This is a genomic window from Bacillus sp. (in: firmicutes), from assembly GCF_031983925.1.
Taxonomy (GTDB): Bacteria; Bacillota; Bacilli; order Bacillales; family Bacillaceae_G; genus Bacillus_A; species Bacillus_A pacificus.
In genome coordinates, this window is sequence record NZ_DALYZR010000009.1 from 24,365 (window position 1) to 41,188 (window position 16,824).

Annotated in this window: 14 protein-coding genes and 2 pseudogenes; 9 read left to right on the top strand and 7 right to left on the bottom strand. The window is 31.8% G+C overall.

The window, feature by feature from the left end:
- The first annotated feature begins 502 nt into the window (after positions 1-502).
- Positions 503-625 carry a hypothetical protein gene (locus RTP99_RS21160; RefSeq protein WP_256490000.1) on the top strand — a complete coding sequence of 41 codons (123 nt, stop codon included), beginning with the start codon at positions 503-505 and terminating at the stop codon, positions 623-625.
- A 411-nt stretch (positions 626-1,036) separates the two neighbouring features.
- On the opposite strand, the gene RTP99_RS21165 is transcribed toward RTP99_RS21160, so the two are convergent.
- From RTP99_RS21165 to RTP99_RS21175, 3 genes are all read right to left on the bottom strand, one after another.
- The gene (locus RTP99_RS21165) at positions 1,037-1,996 is read right to left on the bottom strand and encodes a tyrosine-type recombinase/integrase (protein WP_046647647.1); all 960 of its coding nucleotides are present in this window, start codon (positions 1,994-1,996) and stop codon (positions 1,037-1,039) included.
- Between the two features lie 131 nt (positions 1,997-2,127).
- On the bottom strand, positions 2,128-2,271 hold the full coding sequence (locus RTP99_RS21170; RefSeq protein ID WP_162837644.1) for a hypothetical protein: 144 nt from the start codon (positions 2,269-2,271) through the stop codon (positions 2,128-2,130).
- Positions 2,272-3,214: 943 nt separating this feature from the next.
- A complete protein-coding gene (locus RTP99_RS21175; protein WP_046647645.1) occupies positions 3,215-4,924 on the bottom strand; it encodes a hypothetical protein in 1,710 nt (569 codons plus the stop codon).
- 1,178 nt (positions 4,925-6,102) lie between these two features.
- On the opposite strand from RTP99_RS21175, the gene RTP99_RS21180 reads away from it, so the two are divergent.
- Positions 6,103-7,800: a helix-turn-helix domain-containing protein gene (locus RTP99_RS21180; RefSeq protein WP_046647643.1), complete on the top strand. Its 1,698-nt coding sequence runs from the start codon at positions 6,103-6,105 to the stop codon at positions 7,798-7,800.
- 161 nt (positions 7,801-7,961) lie between these two features.
- On the opposite strand, the gene RTP99_RS21185 is transcribed toward RTP99_RS21180, so the two are convergent.
- On the bottom strand, positions 7,962-8,429 hold the full coding sequence (locus tag RTP99_RS21185) for an RsfA family transcriptional regulator (protein WP_046647641.1): 468 nt from the start codon (positions 8,427-8,429) through the stop codon (positions 7,962-7,964).
- Positions 8,430-8,784: 355 nt separating this feature from the next.
- On the opposite strand from RTP99_RS21185, the gene RTP99_RS21190 reads away from it, so the two are divergent.
- Positions 8,785-10,434, top strand: coding sequence for a S8 family peptidase (locus tag RTP99_RS21190; protein ID WP_046647639.1), 1,650 nt, complete (start codon positions 8,785-8,787; stop codon positions 10,432-10,434).
- A 131-nt stretch (positions 10,435-10,565) separates the two neighbouring features.
- Here RTP99_RS21190 and RTP99_RS21195 read toward each other — a convergent pair.
- Positions 10,566-11,105 (bottom strand): annotated as a pseudogene (locus RTP99_RS21195) (TetR/AcrR family transcriptional regulator).
- A 177-nt stretch (positions 11,106-11,282) separates the two neighbouring features.
- Between RTP99_RS21195 and mntA the strand changes: the two are divergent.
- The 6 genes from mntA (at position 11,283) to RTP99_RS21225 (ending at position 15,386) form a co-directional block, all read left to right on the top strand.
- Positions 11,283-11,690: a type VII toxin-antitoxin system MntA family adenylyltransferase antitoxin gene (gene mntA / locus RTP99_RS21200; RefSeq protein ID WP_000577223.1), complete on the top strand. Its 408-nt coding sequence runs from the start codon at positions 11,283-11,285 to the stop codon at positions 11,688-11,690.
- Positions 11,680-12,093, top strand: coding sequence for a type VII toxin-antitoxin system HepT family RNase toxin (gene hepT, locus RTP99_RS21205; protein ID WP_046647635.1), 414 nt, complete (start codon positions 11,680-11,682; stop codon positions 12,091-12,093). The genes mntA and hepT overlap by 11 nt, the downstream gene beginning before the upstream one ends.
- 431 nt (positions 12,094-12,524) lie before the next feature.
- Positions 12,525-12,935 carry a hypothetical protein gene (locus RTP99_RS21210; protein WP_046648596.1) on the top strand — a complete coding sequence of 137 codons (411 nt, stop codon included), beginning with the start codon at positions 12,525-12,527 and terminating at the stop codon, positions 12,933-12,935.
- A gap of 415 nt (positions 12,936-13,350) precedes the next feature.
- A complete protein-coding gene (locus RTP99_RS21215; protein ID WP_000681164.1) occupies positions 13,351-13,986 on the top strand; it encodes a recombinase family protein in 636 nt (211 codons plus the stop codon).
- A 22-nt stretch (positions 13,987-14,008) separates the two neighbouring features.
- Positions 14,009-14,233 (top strand): DUF2187 family protein, encoded by a 225-nt coding sequence (locus RTP99_RS21220; protein WP_000683046.1) that lies wholly within the window; start codon positions 14,009-14,011, stop codon positions 14,231-14,233.
- A gap of 280 nt (positions 14,234-14,513) precedes the next feature.
- Positions 14,514-15,386, top strand: coding sequence for an Rpn family recombination-promoting nuclease/putative transposase (locus tag RTP99_RS21225; RefSeq protein ID WP_046648599.1), 873 nt, complete (start codon positions 14,514-14,516; stop codon positions 15,384-15,386).
- Positions 15,387-15,602: 216 nt separating this feature from the next.
- Here the strand turns inward: RTP99_RS21225 and RTP99_RS21230 are convergent.
- Positions 15,603-16,160: pseudogene (locus tag RTP99_RS21230) on the bottom strand (methyl-accepting chemotaxis protein); the annotation flags it as partial.
- A gap of 124 nt (positions 16,161-16,284) precedes the next feature.
- Positions 16,285-16,563 (bottom strand): ArsR/SmtB family transcription factor, encoded by a 279-nt coding sequence (locus RTP99_RS21235; RefSeq protein ID WP_046648601.1) that lies wholly within the window; start codon positions 16,561-16,563, stop codon positions 16,285-16,287.
- Between the last annotated feature and the right edge of the window lie 261 nt (positions 16,564-16,824).

Here is a 16,824-nt window from a genome sequence, read left to right on the forward strand (position 1 = left end):
ATATTTACATATGGTAATTGCGATAATTAACGTGGTTTACTATACATGATATTAATGGTGAAGAAGATTTATTTGTCATAATGTCAATGAACGAAAAGCCCGAAATCTTTTTGTTATAAATAGATGTCACTGTAAAAAATGCATTAAAAAACATCTTGAACCAAATTAATTGAACTCGGCAGTTTTTTAGTACCAAGATATATTCATTTTTAACGAATTCCAACTAGAATTCTCCTTCCTCTAAGCGCAACGTAGGTGGGGATAAATTACAAAATCAGCAAAAACTTGATAAAAAGATATGACATTTCCTGAAGAGGTTCCTTCACTAAGGTAATTCTTAATATAATGAGGTTGGATTTAATACGTATGAAAATTTTCTTTAGGTACAACTACATGAATCCGAGGGAGTTTGGGGTGTTCTAAAATCATTTCTACAAATTGAGATGTTATCTGTCTTTGAATTAGAGTAATACTTAAAAGTAAAAGCGAAGAGGAGATTATAATGGAATTTAAGGAACTTATGAAGTACATAGAAGAAAATAAAGAAGAGTACTTCGAGGAATTAATGAAGACCAATGAAAATCTAATTAAAGAAATAGATCTAAAAATAGAGGAGGAAAAGTAAACTGACAAAAAAACAGCAAAGTAAATCAAATGAGTGATTTAGCAATACGGCTTAAAGACTTAGGAGTTAGCAGATGGAGAGTTCTAAAACTAAACTTTAAGTGCTCATTATTACGAAGGAATTGGTTATATAATACATAGTGATGAGAATCATAAATCTTTACTATTACGATTAATTGGTGCAAGATCTGTTACTGTATCTAAAGTTACAATTTACAAAATGCACAATTAATATACCTGTATACGAAATAATTAAACTCCCTCTATTATGATTTAAAGCAGAGGGAGTTTATTGTTTAATAATAAATTCAATTGAGCCAATTAAGATATGAATTAAGGTGAAATATCACCAATAAATCCCTCAGCACGATTAATTGATATAAATATTTTATATCAAATTTCCTTATATGACTTATAAATTCAAATATTGAAAATATCTTTTTAACGATATTTTAGTCTTAAAACCAATTCTAGCAATTAATTCACTTTCAGAAAGTCCTTGCTTAATAAGGCGAAGAATAAATGTGTTCCTCAGCTGCTGTGCAGAAATACGCCTATCTAATTCTGCTCGTTTCACTTCAAGTCGAATCATCTTTTGTATAGCAACCTCAGACAAAGCCTTTGGTGCATCATTTTCGTAAACCCATCGATAAGTACCTCGATTAAAATCAAATGCCACAAATAGGGGATTATCTGTGTGCTGTCGAGGTCTTACAGGTTCAGGGATAGTCGAATAATATTTGTAAAGCTGTTTTGTATCTTCGACTGTTAAGAAGATGGATCTAGTAACTCCGTTTTCTCCTGGAACAATTATAGTGTTCCTAGCAAACTGTATATGGCTCATATTAAGCGATACAAGCTCTTGCAAAGACAAACCATAGTTTATTATTAAATTAATTATACAAGCATTTCTATTCATGATTAGAGGGCGATATTTAGCTTGTCTCTCTGTTAATCCCTTAGTTGATAGAACAGTTTGTTTTAAAAGTGCTTCTTCCAATACAGTAATAAAATCATTGTCATTTAGTGATTGATCCGGAATTAAAGAGAGATGAATATAATCTAATGGACTAACTATACCTAAAAACATGTGTAACTTCTTTAAAACCACCCATATCCTGTGCCTTGTTTTAAGAGAATATTCTCGTTTGTTTTCTAACACGGAGAAATAAGCTTGATAATCATCTACGGATATTTCATTCCATGATTTGATATGTAAAAGCAACTCATTTTCATTCAACCATCTATAAAAATCTTTAATATCGTATGCATAGCGTTGGATTGTAGAATGTTTTCGGCCTTTTTCACTTAAATATGTAGAGAAAGCTTCTAAAGTTTTCTCTAAGTTAATTGTTTCATTCAATATAATCACCTAATTTCATTGGATATATTATAACAGAAAATAAGTGAAAGACCTGCTACCGCCCTTTGCTACGCACGGTTGCTGGCATATCCCAAAAGCAAACGGACAAACAACCCTTTGTTTTTGGGATATGTTGTTTATTAATTATAAATCCAAATAAATAGGGCTATCATAATACTCCAAAAGGGCACTACAAAAACTAATCCCCAAAGAATACCTTTAAAAAATCCAATCTCATTATAAGTATTCTTTTCTATGTAATTCATATCTTTTAGTACAGCCATGTTTAATCCTCCCAATATAAATTGTTTAGTAAAATGAAAAAAGGACAAACCTAGTCCTGGTAGGGATACGTAGGTTTGTCCTTTTGTATGAGGGTAATGATCTGTTTAATTACCATTATTATAACGTAATTTACAAATATTTTCAATTAAGTCGGACATCTTATTAACAAACATACTAGCTGTATTAAAAATCTATTATAAATATATATCTTATATATTAAAAAGAAATAAAGATAAAACTTTTATAGGTTATTTAAAATAGAGGTTAGACTTACTGCTGCAAGGGGAAAGTTGATATAAAAACATAAAAAATCATAAATTATAGAAAAAGTATCCGTAGATTCAAGGATTATTAGACTTTTAATTCTACAAAAAAGCAGAAAGAAAATACTATATTTCTACATGAAATCGGAAAGAATTTGATACCAATCGCATTATATATATTCAATCTTGTAAATAGAAGTTGTTTTACTTATTTTGGTAATCAAGTTGGTATTAATCTTCTAATTATCCACATTTCATTCAGGTTAGGCAGCTATTTGTTAACATTACTCAGTATTTACACATAACTCACATTATTATTGATGATTTTTATTAGATAAAATGAGCGACAGTAGTATTATCAGGGGTATTGAGGAAATATTATCCACATTGGATCATATTTATCCTCATATCCACTATTATTATTATTTTCCTTTTGATTTTTTGTAGGTATTATGAGATAGGTTTTAATACATTAGAAGAACACACTCTAGTATTATGTGGAGAGTTATGTATTGATAGAACCAAATTTGTATAGAAGTGCATAAAAAAAGACTCCATTTTACATGAAGTTCTTTCGATTTGGTATTTATAAATAGAGTAGTAGGAAGGTATTACTAATTAAAGAAACACGAATAGCCCTCCACTTTTGTTTTTTTCAAAAATAGAGAGCTAGTTGTTATTATTTTATTTCCATTGCAGTTAGTACCTGATCTGGAGCTGTTATTGTTACACCAGCACGTACTAAACGTTCGAAGGTACGCATAAACTCTAGTAAATTAAACTGCTTTGGTAGCTCAATCACACGAAGTTTTTCTTGTGGTAGCTTATCAATGGCTTCGATAAACCATTCACGTACATCACTTGGGATCGTGCGTTCTTTATGACCACGAACTTTTAATTTTTCTCGCATTTCAATTTCTAAAGCGATATATGCATGAAGATTCACACCTTGATCATATGCATATTTTCTAAATAACGTTTCTTCCGGGTATTTTAAATAATTACGGTGATAAGATTCTTCCGTCACAGGTACCGCAAACTTCTGCTTCAGTAGTGCATGCACATTCTTAAACATCTTCTTAATGTTGTGTAGAGAGTACATAGAATAATATAAACCGAAATTAAAGACAGCTTGCTCACGGTCACTATTTCTCTCTTTTGGTATATGTTGCGCAATAAGAGGGTAGATACCTTCTTTCGCTGCAGCATCAAGGATTTGATATTGAGATGTTTGATGTAATAGTTTTTTCAATGTATATACAATTTTCGTTGGATATCCTTCTTTTCGATCAATTATGTCACGAAGTCCGCGAATTACACTGCGGATTTGGCGATGACAAGTATGCTTTAATACATGAATGAATTTATTCATGTCTGCAGACAGTTCACCGATATTCATCTCTTGTAGAACTGCTTCTATAAATTTCGCTTTACGAGCATAGGTAGCTTTTGGTGTAAATGGATCCCTGTGTTGCTCTTCTCCAGATTCTTTTTTACATAAAAAATCCGAATGAATAGATAAATATAAGGTTGTATATCGTTTTGTATGCTTTACACCTTTTTGCATTTTGCAAATTTTGAATAGGGGATTCCCCGTACATGGTAATGCAGTTGTTAATTCTTCGATAACCGCACGGATCTGATGCGGATATTTTTTATGTAAGAAACGATACATCCCACCGAAGTGAGTTTTGTTGCCTCTTTCGTCCTGCTTGTCCAAAGAACGCTTTAATGTTGTTTCTGTATGTTGTTGCATGGCGATATCTAAGAATAGTTTCTTAGCCGCTACAGATAGCTTAAAGAAAGCCTTTGTAAATACAACAGGACTAATATATACGTATGGATTTGCTTTTCCTGTTTCCTCATTCATAAAATGAGTCAGCTTGATAGTATATCGGCCATCTACTCCGTTTTCAATGGAGATAATGTTATGTAAGTTTAATTTCTTTAATGCAATATAGAATTGAGAGTGTTGGATATAAGCAAATTCTTCTTTGTATTGCTTGTAATCTTCCCACATCATATGTATTGTTACATTTGGAATAACACCATTAGTAAAGCATTTCTTATGTAGATATAAGAAAACTTCGAGATCAGCATTCGTAATGCCGTATAATTTATGTTTTCTTCCTGTTTTTCCTGCAAGTGCAGACATTGCGCGACGTGAAAAAGATGGTTTGGCTTTTTCGACAAAGCCTTCTACGTCAGCAATACGTTCTTCGTATGTCATGTGCTGCAGAATATCTTCTAAATATGTATCTTTATAGCTGTAGTACTTCTCCTCAAATGTTTCCACAAATTTTTGCCAAGCTTTTAATGTTACTAACACAGCATTGGTTGTTTCCCCATTTAAGCTACGTTGATTACGTATCACAAATGATTTTCCCATCTTTTTCACCTCCGTTCTACAAATTCAGAAAGATATGCCAAATTACTATAAAATATTCCAATTTTGATTATAGCAAAACGAATTTTGTAAAAATGTGCTCCTTTAAGAAGAAAAATAGCAACTTGCAACAGCTTATGAAGCTAGTCGTATCAAGGGTTAAGAGAATTTCTTAATTTTTTTTTGTGTTAAGGATACCGCAAACGTGTTGCAAGTTGATTATATGTATATGAATAAGCAGAAAAAGTATCTAACCCCTTGATATATAAGGGATTAGAGTGAAAATGATAGGGGAGTTAGGGAAAGGATACCGCAAACGTGTTGCAAGTTGGTTAGCAGGATCATTAATAATGAATTGCAAGGATTACCCTTGATATAAAAGGGTTTTTTGGCACTTATAGATTGAAAATAGGGAAAGGATACCGCAAACAGTGTTGCATCTTGTGTAAAGAATAAGGGCATGAATACCGCAAACGTGTTGCAAGTTGGATGATATGTATATAAGTAAGTGGAAAAGTACCTAAACCCTTGGTATATAAGGGATTAGAGTGAAAATGGTAGGGAAGTTAGGGAAAGGATACCGCAAACATGTTGCATTTTATGTATGTAACTTACTCAAAATATAAGAAAAATAGCTTAAAAATTTTAAAATTACTAGGTTGAAAAATAAATTATACTGTTGCAAGTTGAGAGAAATAGGGAAAGGATACTGCAAACGTGTTGCAAGTTGATGAGTTAAGGAAAGCGAAGCGCAAAAGAAATGCAAGTAAAGAAGAAATAGGGAAGAGAAAAGGCAACCATGTTGCAAATTGAGGACTAAGGGAAAGCAAAGCGCAAAAAAATGTAAGTAAAGAAGAATAGGTAAAAGAAAGAGCAACCATGTTGCAAATTGAGGACTAAGGGAAAGCAAAGCGCAAAAAAATGTAAGTAAAGAAGAATAGGTAAAAGAAAGAGCAACCATGTTGCAAATTGAGGACTAAGGGAAAGCAAAGCGCAAAAGGAATGCAAGTAGAGAAGAAATAGGAAGAGAAAGAGCAACCATGTTGCAAGATGACGAGTTAGGGGAAGAAAGACGCAAAACCTTGTAAATATCTGTTACAATAAATTAAATATAATAGTAGTAAGGAATTTTATGATGAAAACTACTTTGTTATGATCCATGGTTTAGGGAGGGATATAAAGTGGATAATTTATTACAAATGTTTCGAGATGCATTGTTAATCTCTGAGCCAATTTATAAAACAAATGAGCTAGTATGGAATAAGTGGAATGCATACTTTAAAGATGTTGAAAACAATAATAATAAAGTATTAACCTCATCTCATGCATCTCCATCATTTACTGCATTAGTGTCTTGGCTAGAAAAAAAGCAAGAATCCGGTATTACATTAGTACAAATTTATGCGAAAATTGATTCCTATAAGGAAGAAATATATAAAGAAATCGAAGGATTTATAGAAAAAGAATTTCAAGATGTAGCACCTTCAAGTTCCATAGTAGTAGAAAATGATCAAAATATAGATAAGACAAGCATAGTAAACTATGAGGATTATTATGAGGTAAATAACTCTGCTGTTTATTATAAGCTAAGAGATGGGATTGCAAAAAATCAATTTGAAGAAGATGAGTTAAGTAAGGTTTTACAATATCCTATTGAAACTAAATCTTCTAATGGTGTAGCTCAGCTTTCTTCACACAAAGATGAAGATTTAAGACTTACAAATATAGAAGAAGCTGCTCGGTGGAATACCCTTGTCGATGATGTAATGAGTAATATGGATGATTTAACGGCAGATTGTTTAGATGCAATTACAATACAATGGATAAACGAAGCAAAATCTCCAGACGAATTCATTGATTTTTCTTATGAGCAAGTTTTAGAAATGTGTAACATTCCAAAAACAGTAGTCAAAAATAAAGAATACTATAGAGCGGAAGATAAAATTAAAATAGCAAAGAGAATTGCGGCTTTAGCAAGCATTTTTATCTATTTAAATGATGATAATGAGGTAGTAGTATTAAATGACCGTGATGATGATGGAGAACGTTTAGAATTAAAACGTGAAGTAATCAAAAGGTTATTTGTATTAGATTCAGTTGTATTGTGGAGACATAGTGTTACTAATGAATACATGGGCATTGAGTCTTGTCGTATTAAGCCAGGCAGCTTTTTAACCAATTACTTATACGGATCAAATAATACAACAGCGTTATTATCTAAAAAAGCACTTGAATACAATAGTTATAGACACAAATATCATAAAAGGTTAATTCGATACTTAACATGGCAATGGAGAATTAGACAAATGTATTCATCATTGAAAAAGCCATATTCTATAGGTGGGGACAAAGGGCTGCTAGCAGTAATGGATATCCCAAAAGATTGGAAGCCGAATCGCATTAGAGAACAGTTGGAAAATGTTCTAATGGATTTAGAAAATGAAAAAGTAATCTCTCATTGGGAGTATAGTGATCCACTTGATGAACAACAAATTGGGAAACGTAATTGGTTTAAAAACTATTACGCTAATTTAGGAATAACGATTTTACCGCCTGAGGAAATGCTGCAATCAATGGATAGGGTAATCGGAAAGAAATGTATAGAAGAACTTCAAGAACAATTACCTGAAGTAACAGTTGTTAAAGAAGTAAAGAAGACTGTAGAATCAGTCGAACAAATAGAGAAGAAGATCCGTGAACAAATACTGAAAGTACACAATGAAAAAAAAGTAAGTATTCGTGAAATAGCAGATGAAATTAGTATTTCTCCGTCTACATTATCTAGATTTTGCAATTATAAAACAAAACGTTTATCTAAAAAAGCATTAGAAAAGCTAACGAAATGGTGCGAAAGACAAGAAATATTAGAAAAGATGTAACATAGACTAAACATTTCTTTTAATAATAGTCCAATTAAAAATACACATACATTATGTATGTGTATTTTACTTATTATCAATTGCAAGAGGCCAAATTTCTTTTATTAAAAGTAATTTTGGAGGGCGAAGGTCCTACTGGAAAATCAAAATAGTTATGCGGTTTAATCCACTACAATTAAACTTCTTGTCTTATCGATATGGTTCAGTAACATATGATACTCTTCTTCATACATAGTTAAACGTTGTAGAAGGGATTGATTCTCAGCTTCTAAAGCTTCAATTTGATTTTGTAAAATTGTCAATTCATTTACATCTTTATAATTTTGTAGAAAGAGAATAATGTCATCTAATGTAATAGACAAAGAGTTTGTTTCTTTTTCTGATTGGGAGAGAGGAATGTTGTTTCCCGCTTTACGGTGTTGTTTGGCTTGTTGTATTTCGTCTTGGTATTGTTTTCTCACATATGAATTCCAACGAAATCCACAAGCTGCGGGTGTTCTAGCTAGTAGTTTTGCTACTTCTTTGAATGCAGCTAATTGTGTTCCACCGTTACGAATATACTGAAGTACTGTTGATGCGAGAAGTAAATCGTTATCATTAGTCCAAGAATCTTGTCTTGAAATTACCACGTTTTAACCCCCCATATATGTTTTATATTACATATATGCAGTTACTTAAAATGATAGAAGCTCAATCTCTCTTACAATAATTAAGGGTAAGTTTATAGAAGTATCTATGATTTTCAATGCAAAATTACATATAAGGTTGACTATTCACCAAACCTGTAACTATAATAGTTACAGGTTTGTAACTAAATTAATAGATTGGATTGACATGAGTTAGTTCTATGAATGATGTATAAACAAATATTTAAGAATGAATGGAGTTGAAAATATAGACCTACATATAAAATATATTTCTAGAAAGAAATTAGGTAATATACATTTTTTTATAATTATATATTAATAAAAAGAGGTGTGCGTTTTGAAAATTTTTAAGGGAATTCTAGTTTCTTCAATTGCATTAACAGCATTTAATGGAGTAGGTGGTATACTTCCAAGTGAAAAATCAGAAGTTGCCTACGCAGCTACTTACAATTATTCAAATAAGCAATTGAATTCTACTGTACATAAGCAAGCTACTAAACAATTAATTTTAAAATTTAAAAATGAAGCGAATTTACCATATCAGGATGGAATAGAAAAATTCATTAAAGAAGAAAAACAAGATCCTGAATTCATTGGAATTTTAGCTGAATATCCAAATGTAACTATAAATCGACTTTTTAATTCTTTAAATCCTAAAGAAATTAAAAATCTAGGTAAAGAAATAAAAGATTCTGATCATATTTCTTCTAATTTGCTAAACTACTATATTGTAGAAACTCAAGATGGTATTGATGTACAAGCGTTACTTACAAAAATTGAGAAATCATCTCTTGTTGAAACGGCGTATTTACAGGAAGAAGAGGCGTCACCAGAAGAGCGTTTACCAAATTTATCTGTTAACCCATATGATGAGCCTAGACTTACAAGACAAGGTTATCTTGAACCAGCACCATTAGGAATTAATGCACCTTATGCCTGGAGCATAAAAGGTGGGGATGGAAAAGGGACTACATTCGTAGATATGGAGTATGGGTGGTTATTTAGTCATGAGGATTTAGTGAATCAAAAGATTGAATTGATATCTGGACAAAATAAAAGCGAGCACCATGATCATGGTACTTCAGTCTTAGGAATTGTTTCGGCAGAGGATAATAACATAGGCGGAATTGGAATCGCACCCAAAGCTAAGGTAAAGGTTGTATCTCAAATTAGGGATAACGGAAATTATAATACAGCTGATGCTATTTTAAGTGCGGTTAACAATATGCAAGCTGGAGATATTCTTTTACTAGAGGCACAAGCAACTTACGATGGATATGGAGATAAGAACTATCTTCCTGTAGAAGTAAAACCGGATATATTTGATGCAATTCGTCTGGGAGCAAATAAAGGAATTATTATTATTGAAGCAGGTGCAAACGGCGGAAACGATTTAGATCAATTCAGAGACCGTAACGGTAAACAAGTTTTAAATCGTAATAGTCCTGATTTTAAAGATTCAGGGGCAATTATGGTTGGAGCAGCTTCTGCAAGAGTTCCTCATAAGCGTTCATATTTCTCTAATTATGGTAGTAGAGTGGATGTGTATGGATGGGGGAATGCAGTAGATACAACAGATGCTAAACCAAGTGAATTTACAACAAATCTATATACTTCTAGCTTTAGTGGAACATCTAGCGCATCACCTATTATTGCTGGTGCTGCTGCATCAATTCAAGGAATTGCAAAAAATAATCAGGGAAAAGTATATACACCAAGCCAGCTTAGGGATATTTTAAGTGACCCTAGTACTGGGACGAAATCTAACGATCCAATCTCTGATAAAATTGGTGTTTTACCTGACTTAAAAGCCATTTTATCTAAACTTGGTTTTTCACCAAACTTAGGTAATGATTCCTCCATTGTATTTCCTGATGAACCAGAGATAAATAAAGGGAATAAGGGAAATGAAGGATCTACTATTACATTCCCAAAAGAAGATTCCACTAATAGTGAAGGGGACTCTACCTTTATTTTCCCAGAATAATGGTAGAAAGAACTTCTTAGTATAAAGGATTCTTATATAACTAGTTATTTATAATAATAGTGAGAAAGGCTCTTATGCGTAGTAGCATAAGAGTCTTTTTGTTTTAAAATATACAAGTAGTTTAGGAAGAGTTAATTGGCATATGAATTAAGAAGATGTCTTACTTGTTCTATAAAATAATGGTGGTGTATATTATTTTTGTTACTTGACTAGCCATAATAGCCCCTTCTATGAAAGAAGCAAGTGACATAACATCTATATCATCTTTCATTTCTTATTTTTCGACTCCTTCTTTAATAAGAGATTCCATTAGTACTACTGTATTATCATATCCTTTTGCACCTGCAGCATGTAATTCAGGGAAAACATCTGTACTTTCAATTGCAACATTAAGTAAAGGATACCCACCAGCTATTAGCTATTGGGGGATTGTTGACCGTATCTTGGTATACAAGGAAGATAGCGATGATTTTATCTATAACATTTTCTTTATTTTCTATAGCCACATAAAAATGTTTCCATATGATTTCTCCACCTTTATCAAGTGCAGCCAATGCAATTTCTTCTTTGCTTTTAAATCGGCGATAAATAGCGCCTTTAGGCAGAGAAGCAGTGTCCATGATATCTTGAAGGGATGTGCGGAAAATTCCTTGCGTATTGAATAGATACAAAACTACAACATACCTACCCCTGAACTATAATAATTTAGGTCAGAAATAAACTTCTAATTTTGTGAGGAGTTAAGTACTAAAAAGGCTTAATTTTATTTAAGTATTTGTGGTAGTTTAAAGGACTTATCATTGGTTATGATATAATAAAATTCAAGTATACTAAGGGGGATTAATGAGATGATTTTTCAAAGTATGATAACAGCTATTATAGAAAAATTACAAGAGACGGTGAATCCCTATTGGATAATTGTGTTTGGATCAACGGCTGAGAACAGGGAACGAGAAGATAGTGATATTGATATAGCTTATTTAAGTGACACAACTTTAGGGAACTATGAACGTTTTTTATTAGCACAGGAGTTAGCTAACATTGTTCATAGAGATGTTGATTTAGTTGATTTATCCGAAGCTTCTACAGTTTTTCAAGCTCAGATTATACATACAGGAAAGACAATATTTTGTTCAGATGAAAAACGTAAGGTCATTTTTGAAATGAAAACCTTAAAAATGTATTCAAAATTGAACGAAGAAAGACAGATAGTATTTGATGATATAAAGAAAAGAGGTTCTATATATGAAGAATGAGGTTATTTTAAATAAAATTTCTACAATAGAGCGTTGTATAAAAAGAATCCAAGATGTATATGGAAATAACCCTGAAAATTTAGAGGACTTTACAAAACAAGATTCAATAATATTGAACATACAAAGAGCTTGTGAAGCGAGTATTGATTTAGCAATGCATATTGTTGCAGGGAAAAAATTAGGACTACCCCAATCTAGTCGAGAGGCTTTTGATTTATTGGTTACAGCAGGATTACTTAGCGTTGATCTAGCAAATAAGTTAAAAGCAATGGTTGGATTTCGTAATATTGCTGTTCATGATTATCAAAGTGTAAATTTAGATATTGTTCGTCAAATTATTGAAAAACATTTAACTGATTTTAAACTATTTACGAAAGAAGTAATGGGGATATTGGAATTTTAGGCAAAAGAACAGAATAATAGGACTGAGAAAGAAAGTAATTCTATGATTCCCGAACCAGCTATTGAAACAATTACTTAATTTCGTAAGAAGAAACTTTCGTAAGAAGAAACGCAGTCATAAGATGAATTTGTTTATGTTGTAGCGAGGCTTTGCATGAGATGTGTGTAGTTAATAGTAGGAACAATATCCACATACAATTTTATCAACAAATAAGTAAATATTTTTAAAACTAATTTTTATACATATAATGTATACCAAAAACAAAAAAGTTTCCTCACGGAAACTTTTTTGTTTTTGGTAAATTTATAGCGATTAATTAATATACAGTTTTTGAAAAAAATGATGAATCATGTCAAATCATCTTCATTTACACGAACATGAACGTAGTATAAAAATGAAGCATATCCAAAATAATTAAAGGGGCTGGAAAAATGATTAAAAAACTTATTATTGGTTCTATTGCTTTAGGCACAACAATAGGAGTGAGCAAACCTACATTTGCTGCTACAATACATTCTCCATCACAGTTTAAAGAAATTCAAAATGTTCATGTGCAATCCCTACACTCCCCACGGCAGTATTTAGGGCAAACTTCAAGGGAACTTCAAATTAAAAGTAAGGATCCAAAAGTACTAGCTTTTGAACTAGCAAAAGAAGCGCCATTTTATGAAGAAGAATTAGTAGACATATGTTCGGTAATTTTAGATGCAAATGTAGACGTTATATATTGGACAAGTAAGGAATGGGTTAGATTTGAAGAAGGAAATTATGAATTTAAACATGAAATTAAAATTTTTAGAGATAAAGAACGTCAGCAATTAATTACTGCACTAGAATCTTAGAACTTTTACAAAAAAGAAGCTATTTTTAGTATGCTATTCTACCCTCATAGTAGATAGGAAAAAGAAAACACATTAACCTATTTATTGTCGAAAATAAATTGCGATTATAATAGCAATTGTATTCCCAAAAGCAATGTGTCAAATGGATTTTAACATACCTGTAACGGTATTGTTATCAATAAAGTATGCACGGAATTACAAATGGTTGTTTAGAATATTAGAAAAAGTTTAACTGATAAAACCCATTGATCTCAGTATGTCTACATGAGATCAACGGGTTTTTATTATTATGTATTCGAAGATATGGAAAGTATTTTGTGTGTCTATAAAGTTTGGTTTTGAATTTTACGGATGTCTGTATATTACATAAACATTTACAGATGTTTTTGTTATAATTATTTATGAGGTGTATGAAATGAAACACAAAACATTTGGATATGTACGAGTTTCCAGTAAAGATCAAAATGAGGAACGACAAATTCGAAATATGAAAGATTTAGGAATAGAAGATCGAGATATTTTTATCGATAAACAATCTAGTAGAAATATGCAACGCGAAAATTATCAAATGTTAAAACGTCTTGCTCGTACAGGTGATACCATTGTATTTGATTCTTTAACTAGACTAGGAAGAAGCATGAATGATGTCCTCGAGGAATTCAGATACTATGAAAAGCATGAGATTAATTTACAATTTATAAAAGAACCATTCATTAATGTAAATTACACAGGTAAGAGTACAAATGATGTTATTCAAAGTGCTATTCAGAAAGCAACGCTTACCATTTTATCTGCTTTTGCAGAAAAAGAACGGCATGATATTAAACAGCGACAAGCGGAGGGTATTGCTCTAGCTAAAAGGCAAGGTAAACGGTTAGGACGTCCTCCAGTAGAAATTACAGCCGAATTTATTGAAGCCTATAAAGAATGGAAGTCTGGTGGTATTACAGCAGTAGGAGTCATGAAGAAATATGGTATCAAACGTTCTTCGTTTTACAAACTTGCTAAGCAGTATGAAGAAACAAAACATAAAAATCTACTGAATGATTAATGATAATTTAGGAGGTTATTATATGAAACATACAGCAAAAGTAAAAATTGGTGATTGCGTTCAATTTTCTTATCGTAAGAATCCTTCCTTGCAATTAACTGGATATGTGGTAAGAGTTTTAACGAATACCATTGTTGTAGAGGTTTCAGATATGATGGAAGAGGAGTTAATTGATGCTAGACAGGTAGTAAAGCATGGGCGTTATCATAAGATAGCCCGTAAACAAGTAAAAAGTAAAGTTTCATGAAAAACACTCTTAAAGAAATCTAGAAGCAACTTTTCAAATGTCATATACTGTCTTGAATACATTTATGTATTGGCATTTTTGTTCGTATTTTGTATACTAAACGTGAGTTTTCCTTACGTAGGCAATCTTTCAATTTCTATGAAAGCCAACTAATCTGTTAATTATGTATGGTAGCAAATAAGCTCTTATGTCCACAGATATAAGAGCTTATTTGCATATGTATCACTCTTTTATGTACAATGAAAGAAAAACATCATATGAGATGGGGAGAGGAAAACCCATGTCCAACAAACAATTAGTGAATTTACGCATTGATTTTGCTTTTAAACAATTATTTGGCACAAGTGGAAATGAAGATATTCTCATTGCTTTTTTAAATGCGATGTTACAAGAATCTTTAGAATCACCCATTGTTTCGTTACAACTAGAAGATCCACACTTGCACCGAGAACATGAAGAGGATAAATTATCGATTTTAGATATTTCCGCTACATTAGATACAGGAACAAAGGTAAATGTAGAAATACAGCTGAATAACAATCATGACATGATTAAGAGAAGTTTGTATTACTGGGGAAGGCTATATACATCCCAACTACAAAAGGGAATGCCATATAGTTCTCTTCACAAAACCATTACGATTAATTTATTAAACTTTGTAATGTTTCCAGAATATGAAGCATTTCATACAACAGGAATCTTATGGAATCGGCAACAACAAAAGAAGTTAAGTGATGATATTGAAGTTCATATTGTGGAGATTCCAAAACTCATGCAACAGTGGCGGAATGAACAAGTTAATCCCTGGGAAGATTCTTTTGTTCGTTGGTTGTTATTACTTCCAGCGAATGAGGATGAACAATTAACTCAAACATTGGAGGATATTGCGATGAACCAAGACCCTATTTTACAAAAAGCGATGAATAAATGGGAACGTATGAGTCAAGATTCTTCTTTCCGACAAGCGTATGAAGCAAGGGAGAAAGCGTTGATGGATGAAGCCGCAAAGTTTGCTTATGCAGAACAAAAAGGGATTGAAAAAGGGAAAATGCAACTTATTCGTGGTATGCATAAAAACGGAATGCCAATAGAAGATATTGCAAAGTTTACAAATTTACGTATAGAAGAAATACGAAATATTTTACAAGCCTAAATAATTAAAAGTAACAACTACAAATACTTGTAGGTATTATTTTTTAGTGACCGCCACCAGGAAGTATAGTTAATGTTTGAAAAGATTTGAACTACTCCTACTTTCACTTCGTTTTACAAAAAAGAAGGGCCAAGGTTGAAAATAGATAAATCATAATAAAAAACTACAGGTCTGTAATTGATTAAGAACCTGTAGTTTTTTTATGTTTATCCTATTTTATTTTCCATTTTTTTGCGTTTCAATAATAAATTTTGAAACTAATTCTGATAATGCTTCTACTTTTTCTTTTATGTTGTTAGATTGATTTGATACTTCCTCAATTGATGCCGCTTGTGATTGGATTGACTGTACAGTTTGAGTGGTTTCTTTAGCTATTTGTGTTGCAGTTTCAGAAACACTTGATATAGAAGCATTAACTTCTTCTGTACCAGCAGACATTTCTTCTGTTGCTGCAGATACCTCTTGAATTTGGCTAGTGATTTTATTAATAGCCACCATAATAGATGAGAATGCTTGATCTGCTTGATAAGCAGCTTCTTTTCCTTCTGTAGCCTTTTGTTGACCTTTTTGCATGACATTCACCGTATCTTTTGTATCTGTTTGAATCAATTGTATTAAATGATTAATTTCATTTGCGGATTCTTTCGACTTCTCTGCTAAATTCCTTACTTCGGCTGCAACTACTGCAAACCCTTTTCCATTTTCTCCAGCACGCGCAGCTTCAATAGCAGCGTTTAATGCGAGAAGATTGGTTTGTTTGGCAATGTTAGTGATAGGTTCTTCCAGTTAATTTTTCATTAGAGAAGATTTGAATAATTGTACCTACTTTTATTGTATTTCCCACAAATTTCTCCTCCGCACTTAAATATGATAATTACTATTTTGTTGATTATTATAATCATTTGATTTTTTGTCCTAATAGCACCTCTATAAGGGTATTTATTCTTTTATCTTGCACACTATAATAAGTTTCGTATCCCTTTCTATTGCTAGCTAGTATTTTTTGTGATTTCATTACGGCTAGATGTTGAGATGTGGTAGACTGTGGCCTTTCTAAAAAGTCTGCTATTTGATTTACATTGCATGGACCTCTTTTAGTAAGTTCTATTATTATTTTGATTCTTATTGAATGTGATATTGCCTTTAAAAGGGTAGCGTTTTCTTTGTAAATAGACATTTAAATTTTTCTCCCTAACGTGTATTTCTATTGCTGTTTAAATAAAAAATATAAAACTATATATAATGATTAATAACTTTATAAAAATATATTATAGAATGTTAACATTTTTATAAGTGAAATTGTGCTTGCCCTTTATCAAGTAGAGGATGAAAAAGCGTTGGTATTGTAAAGTAAGAGCGAATTTTAATAATTACTTCAAGGTATTTACTGATTCCTTTTCTATAAATAAAGAGAGGTCTTAAACCTTAAAGAACTTTT